Below are 21,984 nucleotides of genomic sequence, written 5' to 3'. Positions count from 1 at the left end.
TGCGGCCCGGGCCGCCGCCCGCAGGTCCGGCCTGCGGCGGGAGTCCCCGCCGCAGGGGCCGGACCGGCTCAGCGAACGGTGAACCCGACCGCGCGGGGGGACGCCTCGGCGATCTCGACGTAGGCGACCTTGCCGACCGGCACGATCACCCGTCGACCCTTCTCGTCGGTCAGGGACAGCGTCCCCTCGGCCGTGGCGAAGGCGTCGGTGACGATCTGCTCGATCTCGGCCGGCGACTGCGCGCTCTCCAGAACCAGCTCGCGCGGCGCGTACTGCACGCCGATCTTGACCTCCACTGTGCCTCCTCAGGTGGGCGAGATAGCCGCCGATCGGAAGGCTATCCGATCTCGGGGCCGGATGTTCAGGCCGACTCACCCTGGAGCGGGAAGCTCGCGATGCCCCGCCAGGACAGCGCCGCCACCAGCGCCTCCGCCTCGGCCTTCGGCACCTGCCGGCCACCGGCCAGCCAGAACTGGGCGGCGGTCTCGGCCGCCCCGACCAGACCGGAGGCGAGCAGCTCGGCGTGCGCCCGGCTGACGCCGGTGTCCGAGATGATGGTGTCGGTGATCGCCGCGATGCAGCCCTGCTCCACCCGCTCCACCCGCTGCCGGACGGCCGGATCGTTGCGCAGGTCGGATTCGAAGACGAGCCGGAACGCCTCGCTCTCGTGGTCGACGAAGTCGAAGTACGCCTGCACCGACGCGCCGACCCGCTCCTTGTTGTCCTGGGTTCCGCGCATCGCGTCGTGCACCTTGGCGACGATGGCGTCACAGTGCGTGTCGAGCAATGCCAGATACAGATCCATCTTTCCGGGGAAGTGCTGGTACAGCACCGGCTTGGAAACCCCGGCCCGCTCGGCGATGTCGTCCATCGCGGCGGCGTGGTACCCCTGCGCTACGAACACCTCCTGCGCTGCGGCGAGTAGCTGCTTACGGCGTGCTGAACGGGGTAGCCGGGTAGGCCGGCCGGCAGTCTGCGCACCGTTCCCCACAGCGGTCACGGGAACCTCCGAGTTTCGTCATTCCAGCCGGCACTTTTACCCCGTACCGGTCAGGACACTCACCCGGCCCCGGAATTGGCCCGCCGCTGTAACTTATCGCCACTGTCACCACACGGTAGCCTCAGCGGGGGCGACCAAGGAGCGCGCGGTGAGTGAATCAGGGCAACCCGGTGCCGCCACCCCGGGAGAGCATGACGACGGTACGGGTCAGCAGGACGACCTGGCCCGTTCCGTCAGTGGGTGGGCGCCTGCGACCGGGTGGTCCGGCGGGGCCGACGCCCCGGGTTACCGGGAGACCGGCTCACCGTGGAACCGGGCCGACCCCGGGGCGGGCTGGAGCGGGTCGCCCGCGCGGCCCGGTGACCTGCCTGCGCCGTTCGTCTCCCCGGCGACCGGTGACGACGCCCCGCGCAACGGTCGGGCACCCCGCAATGGTCACGACTCGGCACCGGATTTCCCGGCCCCTGCTCGTCGCCCGGTGAGCGCCCCGCCCGGCGACCCCCGTCATCCCACCGGCGACCTGCGGACCGGCGACCCGCGGACCGACGGCGGCGACCGGCTGGTCGTCCCGGCTCAGCGGCCGATGCCGTCGGCCGGGCAGCAGCACCCGGAGGCCGCCCGGCACTCCTCGGACGACCCCTCCACACCCGGCGGCGGGCGCTGGCCCGGGAGCGACCTGCCCTCCTCGGCCCCACCGGCGATGCAGGTCCCCCCGGTGGGCACGGCCGCCTCCGGTTTCGAGGTGCCCCCCGGCTTCCACGCCCCGGAACGGGGTGCGGCCGAGTCTCCGGCCGGCGATCCCCGCGACTGGGACGGCCGCTTCCCCGCCGAGGGCGGTCCGCCGGCCGGGGCCGACCGTCTCCCCCCGGGCGAGCCGACCGCCGGCACCGAGCCGCGTGCCGCCGAACCGCGTGCCGCCGAGCAGCCCGGCGGGAGCGGCGAATCCCGGACCACCGAGCCGCAGGGTGGGGACCGGCCGTACGCCCAGCGTCGACCGGCCGCCACCGGGGAGGAACCGGACTGGTCCGGCCCGAGCTGGAACCGGCCGAGCTGGGGCGGGAGCTGGGCACCCTCCTGGCCCCGGGACGAGGACCCGGCGGCCGGGCGACGTGGCCGCACCGACCGGCCGGTGGAGTGGTCGGCCGAGCCGGCCCGCCCGTACGAACCGGTGCGCGCCGAGCCGGCCCGCCCCTACCAGCCGGTGCGTGCCGAGCCGGCCCGCCCGTACGAGCCGGTGCGCTCGGAGGTGCCGCGCCCGTACGAGGTGACCCGTTCCGAGCCGGTCACCCCACCCGCGTTGCCCGAGCCCGTGCCGGCCGTGGTCGATCGGCCCGACCGGGAGCGGCCGACCGCTGACCGGGTCGGCCCGGGTCGCCCGGAGCGGGACCGGCCGACGCACACCGGCCGGGACGACGAGCGCTCCGAGCGCGACCGGCCGGCTCGCGCGGGCCGGGACGACAACCGGCCCGAGCGGGACTGGTCCGCCCGCGCCGGCCGGGACGACGAGCGCTCCGAGCGCGACTGGTCCGCTCGCGCGGGCCGTGACGACGAGCGCCCCGAGCGCGAGTGGCCGGCGCGCGCCGGCCGCGACGACGACCGGCCCGAGCGGGACCGGCCCGAGCGGGACTGGTCCGCTCGGGTGGGCCGTGACGACGACCGCCCCGGGCGGGACTGGTCGGAGCGCGGCGGTCGACCGGAACGGTCCGAACGGGACTGGTCCGGTCGTGCCGGGGGGACCTGGTCCGACCGCGCTGACCGGGCACCCCGGGCGAGGGCGGGCTGGCCCGAGCGGGGCTGGTCCGACCGGGCCGAGGGGAGCTGGTCCGACCGGGCCGAGGTCGACCGGGCCGAGGTCGACCGGGCCGAGGTCGACTGGTCCGACCGGGCCGAGCGGGACCGCGCCGAGGTCGAGCGGGCGGAACGGAGCTGGTCCGACCGGGCGCAGCGGGCCGATCGTGACCCGTCGGCCGGTGAGCAGCCCGCCCCGGACCAGGCCCGCGCGATGGACCGGGCCGCCGAACCGCCCCGGTGGACCATGGGCCGTCCCGCCGCCGCACCGCCCGCCGCACCCCCCGTGCTCTACGACGCGTCGGCCACCCCGCCGGCGCTGTCCCGCGACGAGTCGATCGGATCGCCACTGTCCCGCAACGACCCGGCTGCGCTGCCGCTGCCCCGTACCGAGCCGGCCGGACCACCGTCGTCCCGCGACGAGCAGGCTGCGCTGCCGCTGCCGCATGTCGAGCCGGCCGGACCGCCGCCGTCGCATGTCGAGCCGGCCGGACTGCCGCCGTCCCGTGTCGAGCCGGCCGGACTGCCGTTGCCGCGTGTCGAGCCGGCCGGACTGTCGTCGTCCCGCGACGAGCCGGTGGGGGCGTCGCCCGCGTCCGGTGGTGATCGGGGCACCGGGCTGCCGGGCGTCGGTCGCGCCGACCAACCGTTCCGGCTGCCCCGGGACGAACCGGCCGTCCGACCGGCCGCCCCGCCGGCCGGTCGCGCCGACCAACCGTTCCGGCTCCGGTCGGTGCCGGCCGAGCCGGCCAGCCCCGCCACCCCTCCCGGCCATTCCCCGGAGCCTCCCGTCGGCACCCCCGCCGTCAGCGGGCCGCGCCGCCTGGACCGGATCCCACCCGCCGCGCCCGTCCCGACGGGCGTGCCCCCCTACGCGGCCCGCCGATCCGCCCCCGACCCGTCGACCACGACCGAGCCGGTGGTGGACGAGCGGAGACCGGACCGGGGCACGGCGGTGCTGCCGCAGCGCGTCCCCGCCGAACCGGACGTGCCCGTCGTGCCGGAGCCGCCAGCCGTGGAGCCCCCCGCCGAGACCCCGGAACTCGCCCGAATCGCCACCCACCTGCGCCGGGACGACGAGCCCGCCCCGCTGCGGGAACGTCCCGAGGGCTTCGACGTCAACGCGATCCTGGACGCCGTACGCGAGGTGGCCGGAGTGCGGGACGCGGCGCTGCGTCGTACCCCGGCCGGGGCGCACAGCCTGCGGCTGGACCTGTCCGACGGGGCCGACCCGGCGGAGGTGAGCCGGCTGGTGGCCCGCCTGCTCCAGGAGCGGATGGGCCTCGCCGCGGCACCGCAGGACCTGCCCGGCGAGCCGAGCGCCGCAGTCCCGCCACCGTTGCGCCGCCGTACCGGCGAACCGCGCCCGGGGGACGTCCGGGGCCGCGACGAGTCCGTCCCGGCCAGCGGCCGGGATCCGAACCGTGGCGCACCGACCAGCCCCCGGCCGGTCGGTGCCGGCCAGCCGTCCGCCGTCCCGTCGGTCCCCGGGGACCGGCCGGTCGGTGGTGCCGGGCCACTGGCGGGTGAGCTGCCGGGTGGCCGGGACGCCGCCACCGGCGGCCCCGGCCGGGACGCCGAGGAACCGCCGGCCGAGCAGTCGCCGACGGTGTCCGGGGTGCCCCGCCGACGCCGGCAGCCGACCGCCCACCGGGGCCGGGCCAGCGTGGAGGACGTCCCCGGTGCGCTGCTGCCGCCCACCGGGAGCCCGGCGACGCTCAACGCGTCGTACTCCGGTGGTGGACAGATGACCACGACGGAGACAGCGCCCTCGCGACCGCTGGACACCGGCGGCGTGCCGGGGCCGCGGGTGGTGATCGACCACGTCCAGGTGAGCACGTTCGGCCTGGACGCCAACGTCGAGGTACGCCTGCTCGCCGCCGGTGAGCCGGCGGCCGGGCACGCCACCGGGCCGGCCGTGGACGGATACGTGCTGCGGCTCTGCGCGGTGGCCGCCGCGGCGGCCGTGGACGAGTTGCTGCGTCACGCCGAGCGCACCGCCGAGCGGGGACGCTGCTTCGTCGAGCACGCCGCCGTGGTGCCGTTCGGCAACTGCGAGGTGGCGACCGTGGTGGTGCTGCTGGTCTGCGACGGCTGGGTGGAGCAGCTGGCGGGTTCGGCGCTGGTCGCCGGGGATCCGCGGCAGGCGGTGGTCCGGGCGACACTGGCGGCGGTCAACCGTCGCCTCGAAGCGCTGCTCGCCTGAGCGGCACGTTGCTCGAAAGCGCTGCTCGCCTGAGCGGCACGTTGTCGGTACGGGGACGGGACGGGAACACTGCCGGTATGAAGCGCGCCGCCCTCTGGCCCGAGGAGCACCTGCCCCCGCACCGGCTGCCCCCACCCTGGCCCGGCCGGGCGGTGCGGCTCGACGGCACGCTCACCTACGTCCGGGACACCCCGGCCACCGGCCCGGACGCCGAACCCGCGCTGTACGTGCACGGGCTGGGCGGCTCGTCGCAGAACTGGACGGACCTCGCCGGGCTGCTCGCCGGCCGCCTCGACGGGCAGGCGATCGACCTGCCCGGCTTCGGCCGCAGCGAGCCGGGGCTGCGCTACACCATCCCGGCCTTCGCCGACCGGGTGGTGCGCTGGATCGAGCACTCCGGCCGGGGTCCGGTGCACCTGTTCGGCAACTCGTTGGGCGGGGCGGTCGCGGTGTACGTCGCGGGTCGCCGGCCGGACCTGGTGCGTACCCTGACGTTGATCTCGCCGGCCCTGCCGTTCTTGAATTTCGGCCGCTCGTTGCAGGGACGGATGCTGCCGTTGCTGGCCATTCCGCGCGGGGAGCGGCTGGCCGCCTGGCGGCTGGCCCAGCTCGCCCCGGAGGTGATGGCGCGGCAGGCGATGGAGGCGTGCGTGGCCGATCTGAGCCGGATCAGCGAGCAGCGCCGGCAGGAGGCGTTGGAGGAGATCCGGGTCCGCTACGAGGCGACCCACTACGCCGCCGCCTACGTGCGGACGTTCCGGGGGCTGGTGGCCAGTTTCCTGCGGTCGTACCTGCCGGGGCCGGGGTCGCTGTGGCGGATCGCCGCCGCGATCCAGGCGCCCACGCTGGTGGTGGGGGGCATGAAGGACCGGCTGGTGGACGTCCGGGTGGCCCCGCAGACGGCCCGGATCATCCCGGACAGCCGGTTGATGATGCTGGCCGGCGTCGGGCACGTGGCGCAGCTGGAGGTGCCGCGTACGGTGGCCCGCGCCGTGCTGCACCTGCTCGCCGAGGTGGCGGACGCGCCGCGTTCCGGCGGTGACGCGGGGTTGCGGCCCGACGTGGCAAGCTGACCCGAATGTCTGCGTTTCTGCGTCGTGGTCCGTTGTCGGTGCGCCCCGCCGGTCACCGGTCCGCCGTCTCCCGGTTCGTTCTCCCCGCCACCGGCCGGTGGCGGCCGGCGGCGTTGACGGCCGTGTTGCTGCTGGTCTCCGGCGGGCTGGCGGTCACCGCCGGTGCCCGGCCGGACGCCGGCCGGCTGGTCGCCCGGCCGGTGGTCCCGTCAGGCGGCCCCACCGGTGGCGTCGGGTCCGCCGGCACCGGCTACGCCTCCGGGGTGGCCGGTGGCCCGGGTGACCTGGCCGTCGCCGGGCCGGGCGTCGGCTCCGGACCGGTCGGTGCGTCCGGTGCGTCGACGCCGGTCGGTACGTCGGCGGCCCAGGTGGCCGGTGGTGCTGTCCCGTCGACGACGGTGCCGGCGTTGGCGGTGTCCGGGCCGGTGCCGACGACCGGCCGGGGCACCCTGCGGTACGACGACCGGGCCGGGGTGACGCTGGGCCGGTCCGGCGGGGTGCAGCGGTACCGGGTGGCGGTGGAGAACGGTTCCGGCGAGGACGTCCGGGACTTCTCCGACCAGGTGCAGGCGGCGTTGGCCGGGCCGGGCAGTTGGGTGGACGGCGGCGGGTTGCGGCTGCGGCGGGTGCCGGGGAACGCGCCGTACGACTTCACCGTCCAGTTGGTGACCCGGAACACGGCGGCCCGACTGTGCCGGGCCGGGGGTGTGGACATCCGGGTCGGTGGTGTGCCGTACACGTCGTGCCGCGCGCCCGGGAAGGTGATCATCAACCTGGACCGCTGGCGGTTGTCGGTGCCGCACTTCGTCCGGGCCGGGGTGCCGTTGGAGCGGTACCGGACGTACGTGGTGAACCACGAGGTGGGGCACCAGTTGGGGCATCGTCACGAGGACTGCCCGGGGCCGGGTCGGCCGGCGCCGGTGATGCAGCAGCAGTCGCTGTTCCTGCGGGGCTGCACGGCGAACCCGTGGCCCTACCTGGACGGCAGACGGTACGCCGGTCCGGCCCGCTGAGTCCGTCGCGGTGCGGGGGGTGCCGCGTGGTGGTCCGTCCCCCGGACGGCGCTTCGGGTGCCCGGTGCCGCTTCCGACGGGCGGGACGGTTACCGCCAACGTGAAACATCTTCTCGTAATATGCGGCAATAGCAGGCATATGCCCGATTAGTCTGCCATGCTGGTCGGGTGAACACCCCGACCGACTCCGCCGGCCACCCGGAGGTACCGGCCACCGGCCGGCCCGACCCGTGGCACGGCGACCCGTGTGCCGCCCGGGAGGCCGGACCGTGGCAGGTCGGGTCGCGGGCCGACCCGGAGGCCGGATCGCGGCACACCGACCCGGAGGCCGGATCGCGGCACACCGACCCGGAGGCCGGATCGCGGCACACCGACCCGGAGGCCGGATCGCGGCACGGCGGGCCGCGCCGTGCCGTCGCCCGGCACGGGAACCCGTACCGTCGGCGGCGGTTGCGGCGTCGTCGCCGGACCGTCCTGCTCGGCCTGGTCGTGCTCGGCCTCGGCGTGGGCGGGCTCCTCACACTCCAGCCGGACGACCGGTCGGAGGATCCGGCGCGGGTCGCCGGGCGGCTGGCCGACGGGGCGGGCGGTGGCCGGCTGGCCGGCCGGGTGGCGACGGAACCGACCGCCGACCGCTATCCGCGCAGCGGTCCCGGCCGGTTCACCGCCGCCGGGGGCCGCTCCGAGGTGGCCGGCTTCGACGGCCCGCTGTACCGCTACCGGGTCGAGGTGGAGCAGGGCAGCGGCCAGGACGTGGCCGAGTTCGCCGCCGCCGTGGACGACACCCTGGGCGACCCGAACAGCTGGATCCGCTCCGGTGAACTGCGCTTCCAACGGGTGCCGGAGGTCGCCGCCGCCGACTTCACCGTCTACCTCGCCACCCCGGCCACCTCGGAGCGGATGTGTGCCGAGGGCGGGCTGGACACCGAGGGCTACACCTCCTGCCGGTTGCCCGGCCGGGTGGTCATCAACCTGGCCCGCTGGATGGAGGCGGTGCCGGACTACGGGGCTTCGCTGGCGGTCTACCGGACGTACGTGGTCAACCACGAGGTCGGCCACGAACTGGGCGAGGAGCACCAGGCCTGTCCCGGCCCCGGCGAGCCGGCCCCGGTGATGCAGCAGCAGACCTACGGGCTGGACGGCTGCGTGGCGAACGCCTGGCCGTACGTGGACGGCTCCCGCTACTCCGGCGACCTCGTCCCCGGTAGCTGAGATATTCCCGCTCCCGCATGTCGGACGGGGTGTCCCTGCTCATGGCCGAGGGGCCTCCCGGCGAGCGACAATGGCCCGGTTCGCCACCAGCCGATCCCGGGGAGTCCACCGTGTCGTTGCCCCCGCTCGTCGAACCCGCCGCCGAGCTGACCGTTGACGAGATCCGCCGCTACTCCCGCCACCTGATCATCCCCGACGTCGGGGTGCAGGGGCAGAAGCGGCTGAAGAACGCCCGGGTGCTCTGCGTCGGTGCCGGCGGTCTCGGCTCGCCGGCCCTGATGTACCTGGCCGCGGCGGGCGTCGGAACCCTCGGCATCATCGACTTCGACACCGTCGACGAGTCCAACCTCCAGCGCCAGATCATCCACGGCGTCTCCGACATCGGTCGGTCCAAGGCCGAGTCCGCCGCCGCCTCGATCCGCGAGATCAACCCGCTGGTCAACGTGGAGATCCACAACACCGCGCTGGACCGGGACAACGTCCGGGACATCTTCTCCGGGTACGACCTGATCGTCGACGGCACCGACAACTTCGCCACCCGCTACATGGTCAACGACGCGGCGGTGCTGCTCGGCAAGCCGTACGTCTGGGGGTCGATCTACCGGTTCGACGGTCAGGCGTCGGTCTTCTGGGCCGAACACGGCCCCTGCTACCGCTGCCTCTACCCGGAGCCCCCGCCGCCGGGCATGGTGCCGTCCTGCGCCGAGGGCGGCGTGCTCGGCGTGCTCTGCGCGTCGATCGGCTCGATCCAGGTCAACGAGGCGATCAAGCTGCTGGCCGGGATCGGCGAGCCGCTGGTCGGCCGGCTGATGGTCTACGACGCGCTGGAGATGGAATACCGGAAGATCAAGGTCCGCAAGGATCCGAACTGCGTGCTCTGCGGGGAGAACCCCACGGTCACCGACCTGCTGGAGGACTACGAGGACTTCTGCGGCGCGGTCTCCGAGGAGGCCCAGGAGGCGGTCGTCGACTCGACCATCACCGCCGGCGAGCTGAAGGAGTGGCAGGACGCCGGCAAGGACATCTTCCTGGTCGACGTCCGGGAGCCCGCCGAGTACGAGATCGTCCGGATCCCCGGCTCCACCCTGATCCCCAAGGGCGAGATCCTCTCCGGCGAGGCGCTGGCGAAGTTCCCACAGGACCGGCAGGTCGTCCTGCACTGCAAGTCCGGGGTCCGCTCGGCCGAGGCGCTCGCCGCGCTGAAGGCGGCCGGGTTCCGCGACGCGGTGCACGTCCAGGGCGGGGTGTTGTCCTGGATCAAGCAGATCGATCCCTCGCTGCCCGCGTACTGACCGGCGACCGCGGGCCGGGGCGACGACGGGCCGGGGCCGGGGGCGGCGACGAACCGCCCCCGGCCCCGACCGATTCCCCGAGGCGGGATCGCCTTCGCGCCGGTAGCGTCTGCGCCGTGGTCGACTTGGATGCCGCGATCGGTTTCGTCGTGGCGCACGGTGACGCGGTGGACCGGGCCCGGCTGTCCCGGCTGCGCACCGGCGCGTCCGTACCCGATGAACTGCTCGACGCCGCCGAGGTGGGGCAGACCGCCGACGGCGGCTGGCCCGCCCTCCTCGGTGGCGACGTCCCGTCCGTGGACGCCACCTGCTTCCGCCTCGGCGAGCTGGACGATCTCGGCGCGCTCGGTCGGCCGGCGGCCCGGCACGCGCTGGACTGGCTGGCCGCCCGGCAACTGCCCGACGGTGGCTGGGACGAGGACCCGAGGCTGGCCGGCAGCGCCCCCGAGTGGGCCACCCCGGGCGACCCGGAGGCCCGGCTGTACCTGACCGCCAACGCCGCGTTCTGGCTCAGCGTGGCCGGTCGGGACGCCCGTGCCGCCGGCCCGCTGGACGAACGCGTCGGCGGGGCGTACGCCGGGGTGGTGCAGGCGGCGGCGCAGGCCCTGGCCGGGCGGCTGGCCCCGGACGGCACCTGGCCGTCCTTCCTGGCCGCCGGCTGGCTCAGCGCGGCGGTGCTGCACCGCCAGCAGCTCTACTACGAGTCGGCCCGGATCCAGACGGTGCTGGCCGAGCGGATACCGGGGCTCTCCCCGGCCGACGTGGCCGCGCTGGCCGCCACGCTGCGCCGGGTCGAGGTGGGCGAGGAGCAGTGGGTGCTGGTGTCGGCCCGCAAGCGCCTCGCCGAGACCCAGCGCAGCGACGGTGGCTGGGACAGCGACGACGGCCACCAGTTCGACGTGCACACCACGCTCACCGCGATCCGCGCCTGCCGCCCGGTCGGGTCGTTCCTCCCGCCGGGGTCACCGGTCGCCCCGCCGGGGTCACCGGTCGTCCGGCGGCACCGCGCGGCTCCGCCGGCCACCGACGAGGAGCCCGGCACCTGGTGACCCCGGGGGCGCGCGGCTCAGCGCAGGTGGCCGTCGCCGGTCACCACGTACTTGGTGGAGGTCAGCTCGGGCAGCCCCATCGGCCCCCGGGCGTGCAGCTTCTGGGTGGAGATGCCGATCTCCGCGCCGAAGCCGAACTCGCCGCCGTCGGTGAACCGGGTCGAGGCGTTCACCATCACCGCCGCCGCGTCCACCCGGGCCACGAACTCCCGGGCGGCGGCCTGCGAGTCGGTGACGATCGCCTCGGTGTGGCCGGTGCCGTAGCGACGGATGTGCGCCACCGCCGCGTCGAGCGAGTCGACCACGGCGACGGAGATGTCGGCCGAGAGGTACTCGGTGGCGAAGTCCTCGTCGGTGGCCGGCACCACGGCGGGGGAGTGGGCGGCGACCTCGGGGGAGCCGTGCACGGTCACCCCGGCCTCGGCGAACGCGGCCAGCACGACCGGCAGGAAGGTGTCGGCGACGTCGGCGTGCACCAGCAGCGACTCGGCGGTGTTGCAGGTGGAGAGGCGCTGGGTCTTGGCGTTCAGCACGATCGCCACCGCCTTGGCCTGGTCGGCGGCGGCGTCCACGTAGACGTGGCAGTTGCCCACCCCGGTCTCGATCACCGGCACCGTCGACTCCTCGACCACCGTCCGGATCAGCGATGCGCCGCCGCGCGGGATCAGCACGTCGACCAGGCCCCGGGCCCGCATCAGCTCCTTGACCGAGTCCCGGGAGCCGGCGTCGAGCAGTTGCACCGCGTCGGCGGGCAGACCGGCCCCGGCCACCGCCTCGCGCAGCACCGTCACCAGCGCCGCGTTGGAGTGCGCGGCCGACGACGAGCCACGCAGCAGGGCCGCGTTGCCGGACTTCAGGCAGATGCCGGCGGCGTCCACGGTCACGTTGGGCCGGGCCTCGTAGATGATCCCGACCACCCCGAACGGCACCCGGACCTGCCGCAGCTCCAGCCCGTTGGGCAGGGTCGAGCCCCGGACCACCTCGCCCACCGGATCGGGCAGCGCCGCCATCTCGCGCAGCGCGTCGGCGATGCCGGCCACCCGGCCCGCGTCGAGGGCGAGCCGGTCCAGCACGGCCGCGCTCAGCCCGGCCTCCCGCCCGGCCGCCAGGTCCGCCTCGTTCGCGGTGAGGATCTCCGGCGTACGCGCCACCAGCGCGTCGGCCATCGCGCCCAGCGCGCCATCCTTGACGGTACGGGTGGCGACCGCGAGGGCCTCTGCCGCGTCCCGGGCCCGCCGGGCCTGCTCGACGACGCTCATTGCGTACTCCTTGGGGGTCCGGAAGCGCCCGTGCCCCGGGCGCCTGATGTCACAGCAGTACCAGGTCGTCGCGGTGGACGACCTCACGCTCGTACGCCGGGCCGAGCGCCGCGGCGAGTTCCCCGGTGGACCGGCCGAGCAGGCCGGGCAGTTCCACCGCGTCGTAGTTGACCAGTCCCCGGGCCACCGACGCGCCGTCGGTGTCGACCAGGTCCACCGGATCCCCGGCGGTGAAGGTGCCGTCCACGGCGGTGATCCCGGCCGGCAGCAGCGACTTGCGCCGACCCACCACGGCCTGCACCGCGCCCGGGTCGAGGTGCAGCCGGCCCCGGGGTGCGGTGGCGTGCGCCAGCCAGAACAGCCGGGCCGCCGGGCGTCGCCGGGCCGGGTGGAAGAACGTGCCCACCGGTACGCCGGCCAGCGCGTCCCCGGCCAGCGGGGCGGCGGTGAGCACCACCGGGATGCCGAAGCCGGTGGCGATCCGGGCGGCCTCCACCTTGGTGACCATGCCGCCGGTGCCGACCCCGGCCCGACCCGCGCCGCGGATGTCGACGCCGGCCAGGTCGGCCTCGCCGCGTACCTCGGTGATCCGGGTGCTGCCGGGGCGGGTCGGGTTGCCGGTCCAGAGCGCGTCGACGTCGGAGAGCAGGACCAGCAGGTCGGCGTCGACGAGGGCGGCGACCAGGGCGGCCAGCCGGTCGTTGTCGCCGAACCGGATCTCCTCGGTGGCGACCGTGTCGTTCTCGTTGACGATCGGCACCGCCCGCAGGTCGAGCAGCTTGCGCAGGGTCCGGTACGCGTTGCGGTAGTGCGTCCGCCGGGTCACGTCGTCGACGGTGAGCAGGACCTGGCCGACGGTGAGCCGGTGCCGGGCGAAGCCGGCCGCGTACCGGCCGATCAGCAGGCCCTGGCCGACGCTGGCGGCGGCCTGCTGGGTGGCCAGGTCACGCGGGCGGCGGGGGAGCCCGAGCGGGGCGAGCCCGGCGGCGATCGCCCCGGAGGAGACCAGCACCACCTCGCGGCCGGCGGCGACGAGTGCGGCGAGGGCGTCCACCAGGGTGGCCACCCGGGCTTCGTCCAGGCCGCCGGTCGCGGTGGTCAGCGAGGACGAGCCGATCTTGACGACGATCCGCCGGGCACTGGTGACTGCTTCACGCACCCGCCCATTCTGCGCGGTCGGTCCCGACGGACCCCGGCGCGTTCCCATATCCTGGCCGGTCGTGACGCCTGAGGAGTACGTGGAGGCGGTGCTCGCGCTGGTCGAGCGGATTCCGCCGGGTCGGGTGATGTCCTACGGGGCGATCGCCGACGCGCTCGCCGAGCGCTCCGGCCGGGCCTCGGCCCGGCTGGTCGGCTCGATCATGGCCCGGCACGGGGCCGCGGTGCCCTGGTACCGGGTGGTCAACGCGGCGGGCCGGTTGCCACCCGGCCACGAGGTGCGGGCGCGGGCGCTGCTGCGGGCCGAGGGCTGCCCGCTGCGGGGTGCCGGGGTGGATCTGGATGCCGCCAAATGGTGGCCGGGTGAGGGGCGGTGACCAGGCGGGAACGTGAGTAACATTCGGCCGCATGGACGCGCCGCCGGCCGAGCCCGGCTCACCTCCCGCCGGTCCGCCCCCGGCTGCCGTCGGCGTGCCCGAGCCGGCCGGCATGGCGTCCCCCGACGGTCCGCCGCCGGCGGGTCCGGCGTCTCCCGGCGGTCCGCCGCCGTCCGGTCCGCCGCCGTCCGGTGCCGCCCTGCCGCGCCGGGTGCACGCCGGTTACGCGCTCGGCTCGCTGGCGACCGGGGCGTTCGGCACCGTGCCCGGGTTGCTGCTGCTGCCGTACCTGACCGACACCCTCGGGGTGGCCGCCGGGCTGGCCGCCCTGCTGGTGCTGCTGCCGAAGGCGTGGGACGTGCTGGTCAACCCGGTGGCCGGGCGGATCTCCGACCGGACCCGCTCCCGGCTGGGTCCGCGCCGGCCGTGGCTGCTCGGTGCCGGGCTCGCCCTGGCGGTGCTCTTCGCCGCGATCTTCGCCGCCCCGTTCGGCGTCGGGCCGGCCGCCGGGGCGTACGTGGCCGTGGCCTTCCTCGCCACCGCCACCGCGTTCGCCTTCTTCCAGGTCCCGTACGTGGCGATGCCGGCCGAGCTGACCGACGACGCGGCGGAGCGTACCCGGCTGATGAGCTGGCGGGTCGCGGTGCTGGCGCTGGCCATCCTGATCTCCGGCGCGGTGGCCCCGATGGTGGTGACGGCGGGCGGCGAGGGGCTGGCCGGGCACCGCTGGATGGGGGTGTTCGTCGCCGCGCTGATCGCGCTCGGCGCGCTCGGCGCGTTCCTCGGCACCCGGTCGGTGGCACCCGGCGCGGTGACCGCGACCGAGCCGACGCTGCGTGCCCAGCTCGCCGTGGTCGCCGCCGACCGGCCGTTCCGGGCGCTGCTGGTCTGCTTCGTCGTCCAGTCCGCCGGGGTGGCGACCATCCTGGCCGGGGTCAGCTACTTCGCCGCCCAGGTCCTGCGGGATCCGACCACCGGCCCGACCGTGCTGTTCGCCTGCTTCGTCGGGCCGGCACTGCTGGTGATGCCGCTGTGGACCCGGCTCGGCGCGCGACGGGGTAAGAAGGCCGCGCTGGTCGCCGCCTCGCTGCTGTTGGCCGCCGGTGCGGCGGCGCTGGTGGCCGCGCCGGTGCTGCCCGCCGCCGTCGTCTACGCGGTGGTCGCGCTCCTCGGGGTCGGGTACGCCGGGCAGCAGGTCTTCGCGCTCGCCCTGCTCCCCGACTGCGTGGCCGCCTCCACGGCGCGTACCGGCCGCCGGCAGGCCGGGGTGTTCACCGGCCTGTGGACCGCCGGGGAGACCTTCGGTCTGGCCCTCGGCCCTGGCATCTACGGCCTGGTCCTGGCCCTGTCCGGCTACGTCTCCTCGGCCACCGGCACGGCCGCCCCCCAGACCCCCACCGCCCGCCTGGGCGTCCTCCTCGGCTTCACCGTCGTCCCCGCCCTCCTCATCGCCCCCGCCACCCTCCTCCTCCGCCCCCACCCCTACCACCCACCCCCACCCCCCACTCACCCCGTCGATCATGGAGTTGTGGCGGGAACGAAAGCCGCGAAAGTTCACGGAAAGGCCACCACGAGTCCATGATCGACGAGAACGGAGTGCCCGCGGAGCGGGTGCTGGAGGGGATTCGGCAGCTGCGGGCGGGGGATCGGCCGGTGCACGGGGGGCGGCTGTTCGCCTATGTGTATGACCCGGGTGTCGACGGGCTTGATGCGTTGGCGGTGGCGGCCTACGCGGAGAGCGCGCATGTGAACGGGCTGGATCCGACTGCCTTTCCGTCCCTGCTGGCGATGGAGAACTGGCTGGTCGGGGCGGCCGGTGGGCTGCTCGGGGGTGGACCGGGCAGCCCCGCACCGGACGTGGTGGGCAGCGTCACCAGCGGCGGGACCGAGTCGCTGATCCTGGCCGTCAAGGCGGCCCGGGACGCCCGCCCGGAGCTGACCGCACCCCGGATCGTGGTGCCGGCCAGCGGGCACGCCGCCTTCGCCAAGGCCGCCCACCTGCTCCGGGTCGCCCTCGACACGGTCGCGGTCGACCCGGTGACCCTGCGCCCGTCGGTGGCCGACATGGCCGCCGCGATCCGTCCGGAGACGGTGCTGGTGGCCTGTTCCGCCCCGTCCTACGCGCACGGGGTGGTCGACCCGGTGGCCGGGATCGCCGAGGTCGCGGCGGCGGCCGGGGTGCGCTGCCACGTGGACGCCTGCTTCGGTGGCTGGACCCTGCCCTACCTGCGCCGCCTCGGCGTGCCGGTGCCGCCGTTCGACTTCACCGTCGCCGGGGTCACCTCGATCTCCGTCGACCTGCACAAGTACGCGTACGCCCCGAAGGGCGTGTCGGTGCTGCTGCACCGGGACGCGACGCTGCGCGCCCCGCAGTTCTTCGCGTACGCCGACTGGCCCGGCTACACGATGGTCAACCCGGTGCTCGCCTCGACCCGCTCGGGCGGCCCGATCGCCGCCGCGTACGCCACCCTGCGGCACCTCGGCGACGACGGATACCTGCGGCTCGCCGCCGCCACCCGGGACGCGGTCGACACTCTGGCCGCGGCCGTCCGTGGGGTCGACGGGTTGCGGCTGATGGCCGAGCCGGAGGCCACCGTGGTCTGCTTCACCAGCACCGATCCGGCGCTCGACCTCTTCGTGCTGGTCGACGAGCTGACCGCCCGGGGCTGGCACACCCAGCCCCAGCTCCGGTACGCCGACCTGCCCGCCAGCGTCCACCTCACGGTTACCGCCTCGGTGGCACCCCGGGTGGCGGAGTTCGGCGGGGACCTGGCCGCCGCGGTGGCCGCCGCCCGCCGGGCCGGGCCGGTCGAGCTGCCGGCCGAGCTGGTCGCCCTGGCCGGGTCGCTCACCCCGGAGGCGCTCACCCCGGAGCTGATCGCGGGGCTCGCCGCCGGGCTGGGGCTGGGCGGGTCCGCCGGGACGACGCCGGACCGGCTGGCGATGGTGAACACCCTGCTCGACGCCGCCCCCGCCGCACTGCGGGAGCGCCTGCTGGTGGAGTTCGTCGGTCTGCTGCAACGCCCCACCTGGTGACCCACCCACCCCGCCCACCTAGCCCCGGTGCAGCTCGGTCATCCAGAGGTCGGGGTCGACGTTCGGTGTGGAGGTGACGTAAACCCCTTGGTCACCGGGGCGCGGGCGAGGGGGGCCAGCCGGGACGCCGGAGTAGCCCCCGGCCGGCGCAGGGGGCTACGTCGGGCGGCTGTGGTTGACTGTGCACCGGGGGAGAGTCGGTGTGGTCGGACGGGACGGGAGGCGGCCGTGCAGGTGCCGGGAGTGCTCGGCGAGCCGATCCGGTTCGTCCTCAACTGGGGCCGTCGTTACTCGCTCTGGGTGTTCAACTTCGGCCTGGCCTGCTGTGCGATCGAGTTCATCGCCACCAGCATGGGCCGGCACGACTTCATCCGGCTCGGCGTGATCCCGTTCGCCCACGGCCCCCGGCAGGCCGACCTGATGGTGGTCTCCGGCACGGTGACCGACAAGATGGCCCCGGCGATCAAGCGGCTGTACGACCAGATGCCCGAGCCGAAGTACGTGATCTCCTTCGGTGCCTGTGCCAACTGCGGCGGCCCGTACTGGGACTCGTACTCGGTGACCAAGGGGGTCGACCAGCTCATCCCGGTCGACGTCTACGTGCCCGGCTGCCCGCCCCGGCCGGAGGCGCTGCTGCACGGCATCCTCCGTCTCCAGGAGCGGATCGCCGCCGAGCAGTCCGGCATCGGCGGCGTCGACCGCACCGACCCGCTGGCCCCGCCCGCCGACGTCGCGCCCGCCGACGGCGGCCCGTCGCGCCCGGTCGAGTCGCTCACCGCACCTCCGGTCCGTCCCCCGGCCGGCTGACCGCGCGCCAGGTCACCGGTCCCCCCGGCCGGCCGGCCACGTGTCCGGTGACCGGTCCTTCGACAGTCCGCCCGGTCACCGACCCGCCCGTGGTTCACCGGTCCCCGGCCGCCACCGGGGTCCGGGCGGCGGTCCGGCGATGGCCACGGATCGCGGCCGACCGGTGGCGCGGACGAACCGACAGGATGATCTTCAATGTCGGCGGTCGTCGCTATCTTGCGGGGCATGATATCGATGCGAGCCACGGGGGCCGCTCTCCTTGCGGCGCTCGCCACCGCCACACTCCTCGCGGCTCCGGCCGCCGCCGCCACCGCCGGGTACACCGGGGTGGTCAGCGATCCCGACGGCGTGCCCGTCCCGAACGCCTGCTTCGCCGTACACACCTCACCCACCGACGTCGTCGCCGAGCACTGCACGGACGCCGACGGCCGGTACACCCTCCCCCGCCCGGACGGCACCGCGACCTACAAGGTACGGATGCACGCCGCCGGCCTGCGCACCGAGTGGTGGTACCACGCCCCGGACCATCTGAACGCGGACTCGGTCTACTTCCCCCCGGACGGGCTGATCGAGCAGAACTTCACCCTCGGTCGCGGCTCGGCCGGCATCAGCGGCATGATCACCGACGAGAACGGCGTGGCCACCGACGCCACCGTCACGGTCCACGGGGTGGACTTCTTCTACGAGGCCATCGCCTACACCTGGGACCTGGGCGCGGGCCGGTACGCCCTGCGCGACCTGCCGCCCGGCCGCTACCGGATCTCGGTGTCGGACAACGTGCGCGGCTTCCAGTGGGTGCCGGGGAAGGAGAGCCAGGAGGAGGGGACGGTGTTCACCCTGGCCGACGGGGACGCGCTGGTGGTGGACGAGAGCTTCCTGCCGATGGGCTCGGTCGAGGCGCGGGTCACCGACGCGGTGACCGGCCTGCCGGTGCCCCGGCCCTGCCTGAGCGTGCTGTCGACCGGTGGCAACGACGCGGACGCCTGTGGCGTCGACGGGGTGGTCCGGGTGCCCCGGGTCCGGCCCGGCACCTGGAAGCTCTCCGTCACCGGCGGGGCGTCGTACTTCAGCCTCGACGAGACGCCGGACTACTACGAGATCACCCGGGGGCAGCTCACCCGGGTCGCGTTCCAGCTGCGTCCCGGTGCGGCGGTCACCACGTCCGTGCTGGACGCGGCGACCGGCGAGCCGGCCGAGGACATCTGCGTCCGGACGGTCCGGCCGAGGGGCGGCGGCCAGTCCGCCCGGATGGGCAGCACCTGCGCCGGGGACGACGGCCGGCTGGCGATCGGCCCGTTCTCCACCGCGGAGACCTTCCAGCTCTACGCCTACCAGGCGGTCCACCCGTGGGTGCCGCCCACCAAGCGGTACGGGAGCCAGTGGGTCACCGCCGACGGGGGGAGCGGGGACCAGCGGGAGGCGCTGACCGTCACCCTGAAGCCGGGGCAGACGATCACCATTCCGACGATCCGGATGGACCCGCCGGGCACGATCACCGGCACGGTCCGCAACCCGGCCGGCGCGGCGGTCCCCGGGATCTGCACCTACCCGTTCGCCTTCCACCCCGGTCAGGGGTCGGTCTTCGGCGCGAACTGCACCAACGCGCAGGGCCGGTACACGATCACCGACCTGGGGCCGTACCGCTGGCCGGTGGAGTTCACCCCGCTGGCCAACACCGGGTACGCCTGGCAGTGGTCCGGTGACGTCGCGGACCGGTTCTCCGCCACGCTCACCCCGGTCACGGCGGGAGGCACCGCGACGATGGACGCCACGCTGGCCGCCGGTGGCGTGCTGGCCGGGCGGGTGACCGAGGGCGCCGGCCCGGTGGACGCGGGCTACGTCTGGACGTACCACGCGCGGACGGGGGACATCGCCAGCCCGTCGTACGCCTATGTCGCCCGGGACGGCACCTTCAGCCTCCCCGGCCACCGCACCCAGGACGTCTACGTCGAGTACGCGGACACCGAACGGAGCTGCTGGTACGGCGCCCCGGGCCGTAACCCGATTCCGGTCGCGGTACGGGCCGGGGCGACCACCACCGTCACGGCCGACATGACCCGTACCTGCGCCCGCGCGCCACTGGTGGCGTCCCAGACGCGGCCGGCCGACAGCCTGCGTTGACCGTCGGCCGGCCGGGCGACAGCCTGCGTTGACCGTCGGCCGGCCGGGTGGCCGGGTGGGTCCGTCCCGCCGTACCGGGCCACCCGGCCGGCTGAACGCCGTACCGGGCCACCCGGCCGGCCGAGCGCCCCGCTGGCGGGCGGGGATTAGCGTGCGCTTCATGACCGACTCTGTGGACCGGCGGTCCACCTTCATCGTCGACGTGCTGACCGGGGAGTTCGGCGCGTCGATGGCGCTCGACCCGGCGGCGTTCCGCCGCAAGTTCCGCAAGATGGCCGCCTCGCCGTTCGCCTTCTACCGGGGCAGCGCCGCCCTGTTCTACGCCGACCAGCGCGGCGGGTTCGCCGACGACGCGTTCCTCGACGAGCGGACCAGCCGGGTGTGGATCCACGGCGACCTGCACGCGGAGAACTTCGGCACCTACATGAACGGCTCCGGGCACCTGGTGTTCAACGTCAACGACTTCGACGAGGCGTACGTCGGGCCGTTCTCCTGGGACCTCAAGCGGCTGGCCGCCAGCGTGGCGCTGCTCGGCTACGCCAAGGCACTGTCGGACCGGGCGATCGGCGAGCTGGTCACCGGGTTCGCCCGGTCCTACCTGACCGAGCTGCGGGCCATCGCCGCCGGTGGGGACGACGCGATCGGCTCGATCACCCTGGACAACGCCGACGGGGTGCTGCGCCGGGTGCTCCAGCAGGCCCGGCTGAACACCCGGGTCGACCTGCTGGCCGCGCAGACCACCGTCGACAACTACGAGCGGCGGTTCGCCCTCGGCGACGGGGTGTACGAGATCGACGGGGAGACCCGGGAGCGGGTCTGCGCCGCGTTCACCGGGTACCTGGACACGCTGCCCGAGGCGACGGCCCGGCTGCGTCCGGTCGCCACCCAGATCAAGGACGTGGTGCTGCGCAAGGGGGTGGGCATCGGCTCGGCCGGGCTGCCGTCGTACAACCTGCTGCTGGAGGGGCACACCGAGGCCCTGGAGAACGACGTGGTCATCTACATGAAGCAGGCGCAGGTGCCGGCGGTGGCCCGGCACATCGACGACGAGCGGGTGCGGGGCTACTTCCGGCACCAGGGGCACCGGACGGCCGAGTCGCAGCGGGCGTTGCAGGCGCACGCCGACCCGTGGCTGGGCTTCACCGAGCTGGACGGGGCCGGTCAGCTCGTCGCCGAGGTCTCCCCGTACGCCGCCGACCTGGACTGGTCGGACGTCAACGAGCCGGAGGAACTGGCCGGGGTGCTCGCCGACCTGGGGCGGGCGGTGGCCCGGATGCACTCGGTGGCCGACGACGAGTCCAGCCACGACCTGGTGGACTACTCCACCGAGGAGGCGATCGTCGCGGCGGTCGGCGACGACACCGACGGCTTCGTCGGGCACCTGGTCGAGTTCGCCCACCGGTACGGCGTGCAGGCCCGCACCGATCACCAGCTCTTCGTCGACCTGTTCCGCAACGGCCGGCTGCCCGGCATCTGAGCCGGCCGGTCGACGTTCACCGGTCGAACTCCAGCACCACCTTGATGTCGTCGTCGGTGTGGGCGTACGCCTGGTCGTACGCCGACACCGGCACCCGGCGGGTGACCAGCGAGTTCAGCCAGGACTGGTCGGCCCGGGCGAGGGCCTGGGCGGCCATCTCCCAGTGCCGCCGGTTGGCGTTGACCGAGCCGAAGACCACGTTGTTCTCCAGCACCAGCGCCCGGTTGAGCGCCCCGGCGTCGAAGTCGATGGTCCGGCCCCCGCTGGACACCCCGGTGAGGCAGACGATCCCGGTCGGGCCGACCTTGCACATGGCGTCCAGCACCACGGTGGGCGCTCCGGTGCACTCGACCACCACGTCCGGCTCGACGTCCAGCTCGTCCACCGGCACCGGGTGGTACGTCGCGCCGAGCGCCCGGACCAGGTCCGGCTTCGGCCCGGTGGTGTTGCGGTCCAGCACGTGCACCGACAACCCCCGCTGGACGGCCAGCAGCGCCGCCAGCAGCCCGATCGGCCCGGCGCCGGTGACCAGCACGGTCTGCGGTTTCCACTCGGCCCGGGTGCCGATCCGGGAGATGTGGTCCCACGCCTTCGCCACCACGCTGGCCGGTTCCAGCAGCATGCCGACCGGGGCGAGGACCGGGTCGAGCCCGACGGCGAACTTGGGTTGCACCCGCCACCGGTCCCGGGCGAAGCCGGGCAGCCCCTTGATCCCGTGCTCGGTGTACCGGCCGTTGCGGCACATGTCCCACTCGTCGACCGCGCAGTTCGGGCAGGGCACCGGGTCGGGGTGCCGGACGACCCCGGCCACCAGGTCGCCGGGTTGCAGGGTGCCGGAGGGGTCCTCCAGCACCCGGCCGAGCGACTCGTGGCCGAGCACCAGCTCCCGCTGGCCGGGCGGAGCCTCGCCGTAGTGCCCGGAGATGATCTCCTGGTCGGTGCCGCAGATGCCGACGGCGAGCGCCTCGACCAGGATGGCGCCCTCCTCGGCCGCCGGTTCCGGCCAGTCCTGCACCAACCGCAGCGAGTCGCGGACCCCGGGAGTCACCGTCACAGCGCGCACGACCCCATCCTTCCCCGCCCCGCCCCGTCCCGCCCGGCAAAGCGGCAGATGCC

Annotated in this window: 16 protein-coding genes and 1 pseudogene; 12 read left to right on the top strand and 5 right to left on the bottom strand. The window is 74.9% G+C overall.

What is annotated here, in order from left to right; all coding sequences use genetic code 11:
• Positions 1–68: 68 nt before the first annotated feature.
• Together O7612_RS26920 and O7612_RS26915 are read right to left on the bottom strand one after the other, a co-directional pair.
• Positions 69–296 carry a DUF3107 domain-containing protein gene (locus tag O7612_RS26920; RefSeq protein WP_067315195.1) on the bottom strand — a complete coding sequence of 76 codons (228 nt, stop codon included), beginning with the start codon at positions 294–296 and terminating at the stop codon, positions 69–71.
• 65 nt (positions 297–361) lie between these two features.
• Positions 362–1,000 carry a TetR/AcrR family transcriptional regulator gene (locus tag O7612_RS26915; RefSeq protein WP_282268452.1) on the bottom strand — a complete coding sequence of 213 codons (639 nt, stop codon included), beginning with the start codon at positions 998–1,000 and terminating at the stop codon, positions 362–364.
• A 2,074-nt stretch (positions 1,001–3,074) separates the two neighbouring features.
• On the opposite strand from O7612_RS26915, the gene O7612_RS26910 reads away from it, so the two are divergent.
• From O7612_RS26910 to O7612_RS26885, 6 genes and pseudogenes are all read left to right on the top strand, one after another.
• Positions 3,075–4,994 carry a hypothetical protein gene (locus O7612_RS26910; RefSeq protein WP_282274066.1) on the top strand — a complete coding sequence of 640 codons (1,920 nt, stop codon included), beginning with the start codon at positions 3,075–3,077 and terminating at the stop codon, positions 4,992–4,994.
• 77 nt (positions 4,995–5,071) lie between these two features.
• Positions 5,072–6,067, top strand: a complete 996-nt coding sequence (locus tag O7612_RS26905) for an alpha/beta hydrolase (protein WP_282268450.1) — start codon at positions 5,072–5,074, stop codon at positions 6,065–6,067.
• A 5-nt stretch (positions 6,068–6,072) separates the two neighbouring features.
• Positions 6,073–7,080 (top strand): DUF3152 domain-containing protein, encoded by a 1,008-nt coding sequence (locus O7612_RS26900; protein WP_282268448.1) that lies wholly within the window; start codon positions 6,073–6,075, stop codon positions 7,078–7,080.
• A 168-nt stretch (positions 7,081–7,248) separates the two neighbouring features.
• Entirely contained in the window at positions 7,249–8,292 is a 1,044-nt protein-coding gene (locus O7612_RS26895; protein WP_348774252.1) for a DUF3152 domain-containing protein, read from the top strand.
• Between the two features lie 41 nt (positions 8,293–8,333).
• Positions 8,334–9,584, top strand: coding sequence for an adenylyltransferase/sulfurtransferase MoeZ (moeZ, locus tag O7612_RS26890; RefSeq protein WP_282274064.1), 1,251 nt, complete (start codon positions 8,334–8,336; stop codon positions 9,582–9,584).
• A 116-nt stretch (positions 9,585–9,700) separates the two neighbouring features.
• Positions 9,701–10,519, top strand: a pseudogene (locus O7612_RS26885) (prenyltransferase/squalene oxidase repeat-containing protein); the annotation flags it as partial.
• 131 nt (positions 10,520–10,650) lie between these two features.
• On the opposite strand, the gene O7612_RS26880 reads toward O7612_RS26885, so the two are convergent.
• Together O7612_RS26880 and proB are read right to left on the bottom strand one after the other, a co-directional pair.
• Entirely contained in the window at positions 10,651–11,892 is a 1,242-nt protein-coding gene (locus tag O7612_RS26880; RefSeq protein WP_282268444.1) for a glutamate-5-semialdehyde dehydrogenase, read from the bottom strand.
• Between the two features lie 49 nt (positions 11,893–11,941).
• Positions 11,942–13,099: a glutamate 5-kinase gene (gene proB / locus O7612_RS26875; RefSeq protein ID WP_282268441.1), complete on the bottom strand. Its 1,158-nt coding sequence runs from the start codon at positions 13,097–13,099 to the stop codon at positions 11,942–11,944.
• Positions 13,100–13,112: 13 nt separating this feature from the next.
• On the opposite strand from proB, the gene O7612_RS26870 reads away from it, so the two are divergent.
• The 6 genes from O7612_RS26870 (at position 13,113) to O7612_RS26845 (ending at position 20,868) form a co-directional block, all read left to right on the top strand.
• Entirely contained in the window at positions 13,113–13,427 is a 315-nt protein-coding gene (locus O7612_RS26870; RefSeq protein WP_282268439.1) for an MGMT family protein, read from the top strand.
• A gap of 31 nt (positions 13,428–13,458) precedes the next feature.
• Positions 13,459–15,009, top strand: a complete 1,551-nt coding sequence (locus tag O7612_RS26865) for an MFS transporter (protein ID WP_282268438.1) — start codon at positions 13,459–13,461, stop codon at positions 15,007–15,009.
• Complete coding sequence (locus tag O7612_RS26860) at positions 15,006–16,463, top strand: aminotransferase class V-fold PLP-dependent enzyme (RefSeq protein ID WP_282268437.1); 1,458 nt, start codon at positions 15,006–15,008, stop codon at positions 16,461–16,463. Before O7612_RS26865 ends, O7612_RS26860 begins: the two co-directional genes overlap by 4 nt.
• Positions 16,464–16,691: 228 nt before the next feature.
• On the top strand, positions 16,692–17,270 hold the full coding sequence (locus O7612_RS26855) for an NADH-quinone oxidoreductase subunit B (RefSeq protein WP_282268436.1): 579 nt from the start codon (positions 16,692–16,694) through the stop codon (positions 17,268–17,270).
• A 234-nt stretch (positions 17,271–17,504) separates the two neighbouring features.
• Entirely contained in the window at positions 17,505–19,391 is a 1,887-nt protein-coding gene (locus tag O7612_RS26850; protein ID WP_282268435.1) for a carboxypeptidase-like regulatory domain-containing protein, read from the top strand.
• A gap of 160 nt (positions 19,392–19,551) precedes the next feature.
• Positions 19,552–20,868, top strand: a complete 1,317-nt coding sequence (locus tag O7612_RS26845) for a DUF2252 domain-containing protein (protein WP_282268434.1) — start codon at positions 19,552–19,554, stop codon at positions 20,866–20,868.
• A gap of 16 nt (positions 20,869–20,884) precedes the next feature.
• Here the strand turns inward: O7612_RS26845 and O7612_RS26840 are convergent, their stop codons facing one another.
• Complete coding sequence (locus O7612_RS26840) at positions 20,885–21,931, bottom strand: glucose 1-dehydrogenase (protein ID WP_282268433.1); 1,047 nt, start codon at positions 21,929–21,931, stop codon at positions 20,885–20,887.
• Positions 21,932–21,984: the final 53 nt, after the last annotated feature.

The sequence above is a fragment of the Micromonospora sp. WMMD987 genome, from assembly GCF_029581435.1.
Lineage (GTDB): Bacteria > Actinomycetota > Actinomycetes > Mycobacteriales > Micromonosporaceae > Micromonospora > Micromonospora rifamycinica.
Note: the sequence above shows the minus strand (reverse complement) of the source record. Positions and strands in the feature narration are given on the sequence as shown.

Excerpts from the sequence above, each read along its gene's own strand:
- O7612_RS26905 (WP_282268450.1), top strand. The coding sequence starts at position 5,072 with ATGAAGCGCGCCGCCCTCTGGCCCGAGGAGCACCTGCCCCCGCACCGG.
- O7612_RS26900 (WP_282268448.1), top strand. The coding sequence starts at position 6,073 with ATGTCTGCGTTTCTGCGTCGTGGTCCGTTGTCGGTGCGCCCCGCCGGT.
- moeZ (WP_282274064.1), top strand. The coding sequence starts at position 8,334 with ATGGCCGAGGGGCCTCCCGGCGAGCGACAATGGCCCGGTTCGCCACCA.
- O7612_RS26880 (WP_282268444.1), bottom strand. The coding sequence starts at position 11,892 with ATGAGCGTCGTCGAGCAGGCCCGGCGGGCCCGGGACGCGGCAGAGGCC.
- proB (WP_282268441.1), bottom strand. The coding sequence starts at position 13,099 with ATGGGAACGCGCCGGGGTCCGTCGGGACCGACCGCGCAGAATGGGCGG.
- O7612_RS26865 (WP_282268438.1), top strand. The coding sequence starts at position 13,459 with ATGGACGCGCCGCCGGCCGAGCCCGGCTCACCTCCCGCCGGTCCGCCC.
- O7612_RS26860 (WP_282268437.1), top strand. The coding sequence starts at position 15,006 with ATGATCGACGAGAACGGAGTGCCCGCGGAGCGGGTGCTGGAGGGGATT.
- O7612_RS26850 (WP_282268435.1), top strand. The coding sequence starts at position 17,505 with ATGCGAGCCACGGGGGCCGCTCTCCTTGCGGCGCTCGCCACCGCCACA.
- O7612_RS26845 (WP_282268434.1), top strand. The coding sequence starts at position 19,552 with ATGACCGACTCTGTGGACCGGCGGTCCACCTTCATCGTCGACGTGCTG.